Origin of the sequence: Terrisporobacter othiniensis (assembly GCF_000808015.1) — a bacterium.
GTDB lineage: Bacteria > Bacillota > Clostridia > Peptostreptococcales > Peptostreptococcaceae > Terrisporobacter > Terrisporobacter muris.
On the sequence record NZ_JWHR01000099.1, the window covers coordinates 65,399 to 78,323 of the forward strand.

General features: G+C 29.3%; 12 protein-coding genes. 9 read left to right on the forward strand and 3 right to left on the reverse strand.

Features of this window, described 5'->3' with window-relative positions; translation table 11 throughout:
* Positions 1-73 precede the first annotated feature (73 nt).
* Positions 74-1,303: an aminopeptidase gene (locus QX51_RS11235; protein WP_039680000.1), complete on the reverse strand. Its 1,230-nt coding sequence runs from the start codon at positions 1,301-1,303 to the stop codon at positions 74-76.
* A gap of 273 nt (positions 1,304-1,576) precedes the next feature.
* Between QX51_RS11235 and QX51_RS11240 the strand changes: the two genes are divergently transcribed.
* The 4 genes from QX51_RS11240 to carB all read left to right on the forward strand — a co-directional run bounded on the left by QX51_RS11240 (position 1,577) and on the right by carB (position 7,732).
* The gene (locus QX51_RS11240) at positions 1,577-2,407 is read left to right on the forward strand and encodes a nitroreductase family protein (protein ID WP_039680001.1); all 831 of its coding nucleotides are present in this window, start codon (positions 1,577-1,579) and stop codon (positions 2,405-2,407) included.
* Between the two features lie 317 nt (positions 2,408-2,724).
* Complete coding sequence (gene pyrF, locus QX51_RS11245; RefSeq protein ID WP_039680002.1) at positions 2,725-3,441, forward strand: orotidine-5'-phosphate decarboxylase; 717 nt, start codon at positions 2,725-2,727, stop codon at positions 3,439-3,441.
* 12 nt (positions 3,442-3,453) lie between these two features.
* Positions 3,454-4,503: a glutamine-hydrolyzing carbamoyl-phosphate synthase small subunit gene (gene carA / locus QX51_RS11250; RefSeq protein ID WP_039680003.1), complete on the forward strand. Its 1,050-nt coding sequence runs from the start codon at positions 3,454-3,456 to the stop codon at positions 4,501-4,503.
* A 22-nt stretch (positions 4,504-4,525) separates the two neighbouring features.
* On the forward strand, positions 4,526-7,732 hold the full coding sequence (carB, locus tag QX51_RS11255; protein WP_039680004.1) for a carbamoyl-phosphate synthase large subunit: 3,207 nt from the start codon (positions 4,526-4,528) through the stop codon (positions 7,730-7,732).
* Between the two features lie 51 nt (positions 7,733-7,783).
* On the opposite strand, the gene QX51_RS11260 is transcribed toward carB, so the two are convergent.
* Entirely contained in the window at positions 7,784-8,533 is a 750-nt protein-coding gene (locus tag QX51_RS11260) for a DUF3298 and DUF4163 domain-containing protein (RefSeq protein ID WP_039680005.1), read from the reverse strand.
* Positions 8,534-8,735: 202 nt separating this feature from the next.
* On the opposite strand from QX51_RS11260, the gene QX51_RS11265 reads away from it, so the two are divergent.
* The 5 genes from QX51_RS11265 to QX51_RS11285 all read left to right on the forward strand — a co-directional run bounded on the left by QX51_RS11265 (position 8,736) and on the right by QX51_RS11285 (position 12,232).
* On the forward strand, positions 8,736-9,608 hold the full coding sequence (locus QX51_RS11265; protein ID WP_039680006.1) for a class I SAM-dependent methyltransferase: 873 nt from the start codon (positions 8,736-8,738) through the stop codon (positions 9,606-9,608).
* Between the two features lie 2 nt (positions 9,609-9,610).
* Positions 9,611-10,282 (forward strand): RluA family pseudouridine synthase, encoded by a 672-nt coding sequence (locus QX51_RS11270; RefSeq protein ID WP_039680007.1) that lies wholly within the window; start codon positions 9,611-9,613, stop codon positions 10,280-10,282.
* Between the two features lie 16 nt (positions 10,283-10,298).
* Positions 10,299-11,006 (forward strand): peptide arginase family protein, encoded by a 708-nt coding sequence (locus QX51_RS11275; RefSeq protein ID WP_039680008.1) that lies wholly within the window; start codon positions 10,299-10,301, stop codon positions 11,004-11,006.
* 42 nt (positions 11,007-11,048) lie between these two features.
* Complete coding sequence (locus QX51_RS11280) at positions 11,049-11,546, forward strand: SEC-C metal-binding domain-containing protein (protein ID WP_039680009.1); 498 nt, start codon at positions 11,049-11,051, stop codon at positions 11,544-11,546.
* 209 nt (positions 11,547-11,755) lie between these two features.
* Positions 11,756-12,232, forward strand: coding sequence for a C40 family peptidase (locus QX51_RS11285; RefSeq protein ID WP_052233016.1), 477 nt, complete (start codon positions 11,756-11,758; stop codon positions 12,230-12,232).
* Positions 12,233-12,280: 48 nt separating this feature from the next.
* Here the strand turns inward: QX51_RS11285 and QX51_RS11290 are convergent, their stop codons facing one another.
* Positions 12,281-12,871 (reverse strand): DUF1638 domain-containing protein, encoded by a 591-nt coding sequence (locus QX51_RS11290; RefSeq protein ID WP_039680010.1) that lies wholly within the window; start codon positions 12,869-12,871, stop codon positions 12,281-12,283.
* Between the last annotated feature and the right edge of the window lie 54 nt (positions 12,872-12,925).

Consider the following 12,925-nt stretch of genomic DNA (forward strand, 5'->3'; position numbering starts at 1 on the left):
AACATAAAAAGAGGCTATTTGATAGCCTCTTTTTGTTTTAAATAAAGTCAATTCATTAATAAATAATTTAAGTTTAAAACGCCCAATTTCCATCTTTAAAAATTTGTATTGTTTCTCCATTATGAGTTTCTCCAACTATATCTAAGTCAGGAGAACCAATCATAAAGTCAACATGAGTTAAACTATCATTGATACCATATTTGTCGTATTCTTCTTTTGGTAAGTCAGCGCCACCTTTTATACAAGTAGCATAAGCTGAGCCAAGAGCTAAGTGACAAGAGGCATTTTCATCGTACAGTGTATTGTAAAATACTACATTTGTATCTGATATAGGTGATGAATAAGGCACTAGGGCTACTTCACCTAAGTAGTGAGAACCTTCATCTGTTTCAATAAGGTTCTTTAACGTTTCTTCACCTTTTACAGCAGAGCATTCTATAATTTTTCCGTCTTTAAATGTTAAAGAAAAATCATCTATAACATTTCCACCATAAACTAAAGGTTTAGAGCTATGTACAACACCGTTAACTTGGTATTTATGAGGAAGAGTGAAGATTTCCTCTGTTGGCATATTTGGATTAAAGTTAACTCCGTTAGGATCTATAGAAGCGCCACTTTCCCAAGTATGATTATCAGGTAAACCTATAGTTAGATCTGTTTTAGCTGATTTATATTTTAATGTCTTAAAATTCTTTTCATTTAAGAAGTCAGTTTTTTCTTTTAAATTTTCATTATGTTCATGCCAAGCAGAAACAGGATCATCATTGTCTACTCTTGTACATTTAAATATTAAATCCCAAAGTTTTTCTACAGCTTCTTCCTCTGATACATCTGGGAAAATCTTATGAGCCCAAGGCTTTGTTGGAACAGAAACTATGCTCCATTTACACTTGTCAGTTAATGTGTAAGATCTCCATTCTTTTAAAGCTATACCAGAAGCCTTTTGATAGTTAGCTATTCTTTCAGGATCTACATCTTTAAGTAAATCAGGGTTAGCAGCATGAATACTTAAGAAAGCTCCTCCTTCTTTTGCTATATCTACATATTGATCTGATACCCAGTGAGGAAACTCATTGAAAACTTCATCTGGTGCATATAAATATCTCGATAAAGAGCATTGTTCATCTGACCACTCGACAAATACGTTTCTAGCACCATTTTTATAAGCAGATTTAACAGCAAGTCTTACAAAATCAGCACACTCAATTGGAGTTCTAATAAGTAAAGTTTGGTTTGGTTGAATATTTACGCCAACCTTAATTGCTAGTTCAGCATATTTTTCTAAATTTCTATTAAAATCCATTTTAATCCTCCTGTTACAAAATATTCTAATAACATTATAACATTATATTATAGTTTTAATCATATTAATAATAATCATGCATAAACTTATTATAGTAGTTTCATGAAATAAATATTTTTATAAAAAAATTGTACAAAAACAAAATATTATATTTTAAAAAGCCTATAAAAATCTTATAATAAAATAGTAATGATAAATTAAGAAATAGATAACATCTAAATTAAATATATTTATGATAGAGGATGGGAAAACATTTCAGTTAGGAGGTTATAGATGGAGTTATATAATGCTATTTTTTATAGAAAAACTATAAAAAGCTACTCAAATAAAGTAATAAAAAAACCATTACTAGAAGAAATAAAAAAAATATGTGGCAATATAACTTATCTAAATAACGATTTAAATATTAAAGCCCATTTAATTGAGAGAGGACACTTAATACATTTTTTGATAGGTAAAGAGTCTGCAGTAAAGGCTCCCCATTATATACTTATAACTTCAAATAAAGGTGAAGACTACTTACAGAATGTAGGATTTGCTATGGAAAAGCTAATTTTAGAATTAACTTGTTTAGGAGTGGGAACTAGTTGGCTAAAATGCCAATTAAAGAGAGAAGATGTAAAAGAATTTGTACAATTAGATGAAATAGATAGTGAATATGATGACGATGAAGACTTGGATATAGATGAGAGTAAAATAGAATATCCAGTTTCATTATTAGCCATAGGCTATCCGGATGAATTTGATAGTTTATTTAGAAAGAGCAAAAGAAGCTATGATAGAAAAAAAATAAAAGAAATTTGTAAAGAATTCAATCCAAAGTGGCATGATGTATTGGAGGGAGTAAGTGTAGCACCTTCTGTTATGAATAAACAGCCTTGGGCATTCAAGGAAAAGGATTATGGATTTGATTTATATGAGTGTGTTCAAAAGAAAAGATTAAATATTGATGATGAAAATAAAATTAGTATGGGGGCTGCTTTAAGGCATTTTGATATATGTTGCAAGGAAAGAAACTTAAAAGTAGAATACCTTAAAAAAAATATAAAAGATAGAAGAAAAAAAGAATATTTTATAAGTATTATAGATAAAAATCAAGAATAAAATTTAAATTCTTATTCAAAGAACAGTTGACACAAAATAGAATAAATGTAATAATTATATAAACTTAACATTAATAAAAAGAAAATAATTTGTATAAAAGTCCAGAGAGGCTTGTACTATTATTTTATTTATTTATTAAAGAAATTTTAGTAAAACGAAAAATATAATAAAGTCTTTTAAAATAGTCCAGAGAGGCTGATAAAGATAACACATAACTAATACTAATTATATTGTTTAGATTATGCATACACAATCCTTATACCTCTTTTGGTGTAAGGATTTTTTTAATGGGCTTTATTAAGAGGGAGTGAAGAAAAATGATAAATGGAAAAGACAGATTAATTGTCGCTATTGACACAGATGATTTTGATAAAGCTAAGGAATTAATAGACCAGCTAGAAGACAGTGTAGACATATTTAAGGTAGGACTAGAACAATATGTTGCTACTAAGGGTAAAACAGTAGATTATCTTAAGGAAAAAGGAAAAAAAATATTCTTAGACCTTAAATTCCACGATATACCTAATACAATGAAAAGTGCAGTTAGAGCTGCAGTTAGAGACAATGTTTGGTTAATGACAATACACGTTTCTGATTTGGAAGGAATGAGACAATGTGCATTAGTAGCAAAGGAAGAAGCTGAAAAATTAAATATAGAAAAACCTATAATTGTAGGAGTTACTGTTTTAACATCGTTAAGTAACGAAGACTTACAAGATATAGGATGTAATATGACAACAGAAGAATTAGTAATAAAAAGAGCAAAATTAGCTAAGGAATCAGGGATAGATGGAATAGTATGTTCTGCGAAAGAAGTAGATAGAATAGTGGAAGTTTGTGGAGAAGATTTTGTGACTGTATGTCCAGGAATAAGACCAGCATCGTCTAGTGCAGGAGATCAAAAAAGAGTAGTAACTCCAGCTGAGGCTATAAGAAATGGCGCACAATATTTAGTTGTTGGAAGACCTATAACTCAAAGTGAAAATCCAAAACAATCAGCGATTGATATTGCAAAAGAAATAGAAAATGCTTAGGGGGCAAGAGATATGAACGCAAAATTAATTTTAGAAGATGGAACGATTTTTGAAGGAAAAGCCTTTGGTTATTTAGAAGATTCTGTTGGAGAAGTTGTATTTAACACTTCAATGACAGGTTATGGAGAAGTCTTAACAGATCCTTCTTATTACGGACAAATAGTAACTATGACATATCCTTTAATAGGAAACTATGGAATAAACTTAGAAGATGTACAATCTAAAATGGTAGCAGTAAAAGGGTTTATAGTAAGGGAAAAAAGTGATGCACCAAATAACTTTAGATGTGAAATGAGCTTGGATGTTTATCTTAAACAAAATAAAATAATAGGTCTTGAAGGGATAGATACAAGAGCCTTAACAAAAATACTAAGAAATAATGGTACTATGAAAGGTATCATAACAATAGATAAAAATGCTGAATTAGAGGCTGTAAAACACAAGCTAGAAGTATTTGACAATAGTCAAGCTGTTATGACAGTTTCAAGAAAAAAAGTAGAGTATGTAAAAGGAAATGGACCTAAAGTTGCAATAATGGACTACGGAGTAAAACAAAACATAATAGATAACTTTGCTGAAAGAGGATGCGATATAACTATATTCCCAGCATTAACACCAGCAGACGAAGTTTTAGCTACGGATCCAGACTTAATATTCTTATCAAATGGACCTGGGGATCCAGATGATTTAGAAGAAATAGTAAATAATGCAAAACAAATGGTAGGTAAAAAACCTGTAGTAGGAATTTGCTTAGGACATCAAATTTTAGGGAAAGTATTCGGTGGAAAAACTTCAAAACTTAAATTTGGACATAGAGGTGGAAATCATCCAGTTAAGGATTTAGAGGAAGATAGAGTATTTATAACTGCTCAAAACCATGGATATTATGTAAGTGAAGTGCCAGAGTGCATGAACGTTACTCAAATCAATTTAAATGATAACACAGTAGAAGGAATGAGACATAAAGAATTACCAGTATATAGTGTTCAATATCATCCAGAAGCTTGTCCAGGGCCAAAAGACAGCACGTATGTATTTGATAAATTTTTAGAATTATTATAATTGTTTAAAGGGAGAATAAGTTATGCCTAAAATAGATAGTATTAAGAAAACATTAGTATTAGGTTCAGGACCTATAATTATAGGTCAAGCAGCTGAGTTTGATTATTCAGGAACTCAAGCTTGTGGAGCTTTAAAAGAAGAGGGAATAGAAGTTGTACTTATAAATAGTAATCCAGCAACTATCATGACGGACAAAGAAGTTGCGGATAAAATATATATAGAACCATTAACAATAGAAGCAATAGAAAAAGTAATAGAAAAAGAAAGACCAGATAGCTTACTTGCAGGAATGGGTGGTCAAACAGGACTAAATTTAGCTGTTGAATTAAGCGATGCTGGAATCTTAGAAAAATATAATGTTAAAGTTATAGGAACATCAATTGAATCAATAAAAAAAGGTGAAGATAGAGATACTTTCAGAGAGACAATGAGAGAAATCAATCAACCAGTAATAGAAAGTGATATAGTTACTAACTTAGAAGACGGTCTTATATATGCAGATAAAATAGGATATCCAGTAATAGTTAGACCTGCTTATACACTAGGAGGAACTGGTGGAGGAATAGCTGAAAATAGAGAAGAGTTAGCAGAAATATTAAATCACGGTTTACAATTAAGTCCAGTTACTCAAGTTCTTTTAGAAAAAAGTATAAAAGGATGGAAAGAAATAGAATATGAAGTAATGAGAGACGGAAAAGGTAACTGTATAACTGTATGTAACATGGAAAATGTTGATCCAGTTGGAGTTCATACAGGAGATAGTATAGTTGTTGCACCTAGTCAGACTTTAAGTGATGTGGAGTATCAATTACTTAGAACAGCTTCAATAGACATAATAAACGCTATAGAAGTAAAAGGTGGATGTAACGTACAGATAGCTCTTCATCCAGATAGATTAGAATATGCAATAATAGAAATAAATCCTCGTGTAAGTAGATCATCAGCTCTAGCTTCTAAAGCTACTGGTTATCCAATAGCGAAAGTTGCAGCTAAAATAGCACTAGGATATACATTAGATGAAATAGAAAATGCAGTAACTAAGAAAACAAAAGCTTGTTTCGAACCGACATTAGACTATGTTGTAGTAAAAATACCAAAATGGCCTTTTGATAAATTCAAACAAGCAAACAGGGTTTTAGGAACAAAAATGATGGCAACTGGAGAAATAATGAGTATAGGAAGCAACTTTGAAGCTGCTTTACTAAAAGGAATAAGATCTCTTGAAATAGGAAAATATTCATTAATTCATAAACCGTCTCAAGAAAGAACAATAGAAGAGTTAAAAGAAAGAGTTGTTATGCCAGATGACGAAAGATTATTTGACTTATGTGAAATGATCAGAAGAGGCTATAGCTTGGATATGATAGAAAAAATAACTGGTGTAGATAAGTGGTTCTTATATAGATTCAAATGGATAGTAGAGCAAGAAGAAAAGCTTAAAGCTATGAAAATAGAAGATTTAAATAAAGATTATCTACAACAATTAAAGAAAAAAGGATTCTCTGATAAAGGTATAGCTGACTTAATGAAAATAAGTCCAGAAAAAGTTTACGAACTTAGATCTTTATACAATATAAATCCAGCATACAAGATGGTTGATACTTGTGGAGGAGAATTTGACGCTCTATCTCCATATTACTACTCAACTTATGAGCAATATGATGAAGTAGTAGTTAGTGATAAGAGAAAAGTAATAGTTCTTGGTTCTGGACCAATAAGAATAGGCCAAGGAATAGAGTTTGATTACTGTTCAGTTCACTGTATAAAATCATTAAGAAACATGGGAATAGAAACAATAATAATAAACAATAACCCAGAAACAGTAAGTACAGACTTCGATATATCTGATAAATTATACTTTGAGCCATTAACAGAAGAAGAAGTATTAAACATAATAGAAAAAGAAAATCCAGAAGGTGTTATTCTTCAATTCGGAGGACAAACAGCTATAAAATTAGCTAAGTTTTTAAACGAAAAAAATATACCAATACTAGGAACTGACTTTGCAGATATAGATGCAGCAGAAGACAGAGAAAAATTCGATGAGCTTCTTGAAAAACTTGATATAAATAGACCAAAAGGGATAGCTGTATGGTCTGTTGAAGAAGGTATAAACCATGCAAAAGAAATAGGATATCCAGTACTTGTTAGACCTTCTTACGTACTTGGTGGTCAAGGTATGGAAATAACTTACGAAGAGCACAAATTAGAATCATACTTAAAAAGTGCATTTGAAAGAGATAGCAAAAACCCAGTACTTATAGATAAATATCTAGTAGGTAGAGAAATAGAGGTAGATGCTATATGTGATGGAGAAGAAATATTAATACCAGGTATAATGGAGCATTTAGAAAGAGCTGGAGTTCACTCTGGAGACTCTATAACAATGTATCCAAGTCAAAATGTATCTGATGAAACAAAAGAAAAAATATTAGATTACACTAAGAAAATAGCTTTAGAGCTTAATGTATTAGGAATGGTTAATATTCAGTTTATAGAGTTCAAAGGTGAGTTATATATAATAGAAGTTAACCCAAGAGCGAGTAGAACAGTTCCATACATCAGTAAGGTAAGTAAAGTGCCAATAGTAGACTTAGCTACAAAATGTATGTTAGGAGCTAAATTAAAAGACTTAGGATATGGTACAGGAATATATAAAACTCCAGAATTAATATCAGTTAAAGTTCCAGTATTCTCTATGTCAAAACTTGCAAGGGTAGATGTAAGCTTAGGACCAGAAATGAAATCTACAGGAGAAGTTTTAGGTGTTGGTGAAACATTAGAGGAAGCTTTATATAAAGGATTTATGGCAGCGGGAAGAACTATATCAGATGATAGAGGAATGGTTCTTGCAACTATAAATGATCATGATAAAGAAGAGTTTATAGAAGTAGCAAAAGATATGAAAGAATTAGGATATACTTTCTTAGCAACTGAAGGAACAGCGAAAATGTTAATAAATAATGAAATAAATGCAATAACAGTAAACAAAATAGGAGAAGGAAAACCCAATATACTAGATGCAATAATGAACAATCAAGTAGATATGGTTATTAACACTCCTACAAAAGGTAACGATGCAACAAGAGATGGATTTAAGATAAGAAGAACAGCTACAGAATATAATGTGGATGTAATGACATCTTTAGATACATTAAAAGCATTAGTTAAAGTAAATAAAAAACATATCAACAACAACGAACTAAAAGTTTATAATATAGCAGAATAGTTATCACCAAAAGGGCGGATTAATGTGGATTAATCAGCCCTTTTTATAATACTAATAATACATTCTATTATATTGTTGTCTTCTATTTTTTATATTATAATTCATATTATTTATACTGCAATAGAAACGAGGATTTATATAAGATTCAAAATTAGAAAATTCCATAAAAAACTTTGGAATACCATTTGCTGCAGGTGAGATTTCATCTAGCCCAAAGTAAATCATTATACCTTGATCAGTTAAATAGAAAGATTGATCTTCTGGTATATCTACTACAGTATCAGGATAATAAGATTTTGGATTTTGGCTAATTCTAAAATTAATAAAATCAGAAACTAATTTTAAATAATCCACACCAGGTCTAAAAATATCCTTAAGTAAAAGCTGGTTTCCTGTTAATAAATCTATGTTATAGCTATATAATTCATTATACTGTAGATTATCATTATCCATAGCTGTTAGATGTAAAGTTAAGCTAATTACGTGATTTTTATTAAATGTAATATCATAATTAGAGTAAACTCTATAATTTATTTTTGTTTTACTATCATCAGTATTGGCTGCATTGATTTGCTGTTCTTCTTCCAAAATCCCTTCTTTAAATGTATAGACAGAAGAGTTTATAGTTTCGTTTAAGTTTTTTAAGATATCTTCATTAACTTGAAAATAACCATTTTTAACATTATGAATGACAGGATATTTTAAGTCATAATAAAAATACTTATTTTGTCCTATGTCTTCCACATACTGAATATATAAAGTATTAAAAAGACATGTATTATTAGCTTGAGCATTATTCATATTTAATTCCTCCTAGACAAATAATTTACATTAGTAATTTATATGCAAAGTAAAATCAAATAATAATAGATAGATGTAAAAGGCTATAAATATTGGAATTATCAAATTAAATAAAGTATATAAACTAATTAAAATACCTAAAATAAAATTAATTAGTATGATATAATACATAGGATTAGTAAGATACTTAGGAGGATACATAATGTTATTATTAGCAGATAAATGGAAAGATTATGAACTTATAGATATGGGTAACGGAGAAAAATTAGAGCGTTGGGGAGATATAGTACTTAGAAGACCAGACCCTCAAGTTATGTGGCCTATTAGAAATGAAAGTGGTCTATGGAAGAATCCTCATGGTCACTATCACAGAAGTGTAAAAGGTGGAGGACACTGGGAAACAAAAAAGAAATATCCTCAAAAATGGACTGTAAATTATAAAGGATTAAAATTTAATATAAGTCCTACTGGATTTAAGCATACAGGTTTATTCCCAGAACAAGCGGCAAACTGGGATTGGCAAATGGAGATGATAAAAAAAGCAAATAGACCAATAAAGGTACTTAACTTATTTGCTTATACTGGAGGAGCAACAGTAGCTTGTGCTGCAGCAGGAGCAGAAGTTTGTCACGTAGATGCATCTAAAGGTATGGTAACTTGGGCAAAAGAAAACTTACAAACATCAGGTCTTGGAGACAGAAAAGTGAGATTTATAGTTGATGATGTTGTTAAATTTGTAGAAAGAGAAATAAGAAGAGGAAATAAATATGATGCTATAATCATGGATCCACCTTCATACGGAAGAGGACCAAAGGGTGAAGTATGGCAAATAGAAGAAAAACTATATGGTTTAGTTGAGTTATGTACAAAGGTATTATCAGATAAACCTCTATTCTTCTTAATAAACTCTTATACAACTGGTTTATCTCCAATAATTCTTGAACATATATTAGATGCTACAGTTGCTAGAAAAGCTAAAGGTGGAAATATATATGCTGGAGAAATAGGAATACCAACATCAAGAGATGGTAAAGTTCTTCCATGTGGTATATTTGGAAGATGGGAGAGTAAATAATAATGATTAAGGTTATATATGAAGATAATCATTTATTGGTAGTAGAAAAACCTGTTAATATACTGTCTCAAGGAGACAATACTAATGATAATGATATGGTAAATCTTCTAAAGAAATACCTTAAGGAAAAATATAATAAGCCAGGAAATGTATTTGTAGGACTTGTGCATAGATTAGATAGGCCTGTAGGAGGTTGTATGGTCTTTGCTAAGACATCTAAGTCAGCATCTAGACTATCAGAACAAGTAAGAAATAAATCTTTTAAAAAGACGTACAGAGCTGTTATACATGGTAATATGAACAAAAAATCAGATAATCTTTTAGATTATTTATATAAAAATAAAAAAACTAATATGGTTAGTGTAGTTAGCAAAAATACAAGGGAAGCTAAAGATGCTAGACTTTCATATGAGACTTTAGATTCTCAAAAGGGATTTAGTCTTGTTCAAATTGATTTACAAACAGGAAGACCACATCAAATAAGGGTACAATTTTCAAGTAGAAAACATCCTTTGTTTGGCGATCAAAGATATGGTCAACATTTAAATAAAGTTGGTCAACAAATTGCCCTATGGTCTTACAAAATAGAAATACAACACCCAACAACAAAAGAAAAAATGGAATTTGTATGTGATGTTCCAAAAGAATATCCATGGAATATTTTTAATGTTTAAGTAATAAGGAGATGCAATGGAAAGATATACAGGGTTTTATATTGATAAACCTTATGGAAACAATGTTTTTTCTTATGAAGAAAGAGAAAATAAAAAGATTTTCGTACCGAGATTAATAGAAGGCAACTTAGAAGATGTACAGGTTGGAGATAATATAGTTTTTAATGAAGTTGACGAAGAAAATGAAATAAAAGCTACAGGTCTTAAAAATTTAGTTCAATATAAATTTAAAGATAAAACAATCTATATTTTTGATAATCATAACCATGCCTTTTATTTTTGGATGAAAAGCTTAAAAAATAAAGAGTTTAATAAGGGTTGTAAGTTAGTCCATGTGGATCAACATAAGGATATGAGAGAACCTAATCATTATGATGTGGATGTAGATAGCTTAGATAATATATTTACGTACACAAATGAGGTACTAAACGTAGGAAACTTTATTCAACCATCATTGAAAAAAGAAATTTTCTCACAAGTAATAATAATCGATAGTTCTTATGGTTTTGATGTGAAAGTTGAGGGAGAATATGTACTAGATATAGATTTAGATATATTCTCAAAGGATATGGATTATATACCTTATGATTTTAGATTAAATAAAATTAAGGATTTAATAAAAGATGCAAAAGTTATAACTATAGCAACTAGTCCCTACTTTATAGAACAAGACTATGCTATAAAGGTATTAAAAGAACTATTTAATTGTGATATAATAGTATAGTTAAACAAGGATAATTTTAAAAAAATTAGGAGGAGCATTAATATGAGCTTATTAACTGAATGGAGAGCTTTAAGTGAAAATCTTGAAACTCAAGAAGCGGAAATAAAATTTTGGGAAGAATACTTAAAAGTAGAAGCTGGTATATACAATGAATTATTAAATAAAAAGATAGAAGTTATAGAAGGAAAAGTTGCTGATTTAGCATCATCTCATGAAACTTCTGTTGAATACTTCATGGGATTCATAGATGGAATAAGTGAAAGTTTAAAAGAAGATATAGTTTTAGAAGAAATAGAAGCTGATTCTGAAATATCTTTAAAAATAGATTTCGAAAAATTATACTTCAATATGTTAAATGTAGAAGCTGAATGGTTATATACTTTACCAGGTTGGGAAGGAATATTATCAGCAGAACAAAGAAAAGAAATAACAAAAGCATACAAAAAAACTAAAACTGTTGTTAAAGAAAAAACTGTTGGAAGAAATGATCCATGCCCATGTGGAAGTGGTAAAAAATATAAGAAATGTTGTGGAAAATAAATAATTTAGACTGCCTTTTATAGGTAGTCTTTTTTATTACAAATATTAAAAAACTATAATTATTCAATAATATGGAAAAAACTCTTGCCAAATGTTTACAAAAATGTAACAATATAAATATAATATATTACAAAAAGATTACAATTTAAATTATATTAGATAAGGGGGGTTGAATAAATATAGTTTAAATACTATATGAATACAATAATATGAATAACTTTAAAAGAAAATTAATAGCTCTATTATTACTTGTTACAATGATTATGCCAGTGTTAGCAACACCAGCTCAAATAGATGCGGCTTCAAAGAGCAGTAAGTCAACTCAGGTTATAAGTTTTGCAAAAAAACAATTAAATAAGAAATATGTGTGGGGTAAGTCAGGACCATCTACATTTGATTGCTCTGGATTTACTTACTATGTTATAAAAAAGACTACAGGAAAAACTATTCCAAGAAGTTCATCAACTCAAGGAAAACATGGAAAATATGTAAGTAGAAAAAATTTAAAAAAAGGTGACTTAGTATTCTTTGCTACAACAGGAAAAGGAAGAATATCTCATGCTGGTATCTATATAGGTAATAAAAAGTTCATCCATGCTTCATCAACTAAAGGTAAGGTTGTAATATCAAGTATGGCAAGTGGACATTACTATAAGACTTTTGTAAATGGAAGAAGAGTAATATAAAATTTAAATATATATAAATATTAAAAAGCTATAGATAGCTGATTTAAATCAACTATCTATAGCTTTTTTTATACTATCTATTATTTTATTTTTAAAATTATTACTATCTATTTTTTGTATTTCGATAGGTACTTGGATTTTTTCGAATAAATCAAATATCATATCATCAGTAAATTCACATACATTAGTATCACCAATTATAATATTATCATATTGACCATATTGCTGTCTAATATCATAAATATCAACTGCATTTATAAATTTATTTAGTTCATCGAACTTAAGAACCCATCCTGGTGTTATATATAAATTTTTATCATCATCTTCCTTTTTTTCATTCCCAATTATTAAGTCAATGCAATTTGAATCTTCAAAAGTAATTAAATTATTATAACCTTTTAAAAATTCATGGAACATATAATGACACTTGCTTCCGTAAAGTAGAATTATCTTATCTGATTTTATATTATCTAAATTGCTAGTAATTACATGCTTTAGCTTATCTAAGTTAGTATGTAATCCAAATGGTAGGTATTTTACACTAATATTTTCATTAAATAATTTTTCTTTTCTTACATCTTCTAAGATTTTATTTAGCTCTGGTTCAAATACTCCACAGGATAAAATAAATATATTCATATGTACTACAGTTCCCCCTTTTTTATAAACACAAAAAATACTTTCTTAAATACA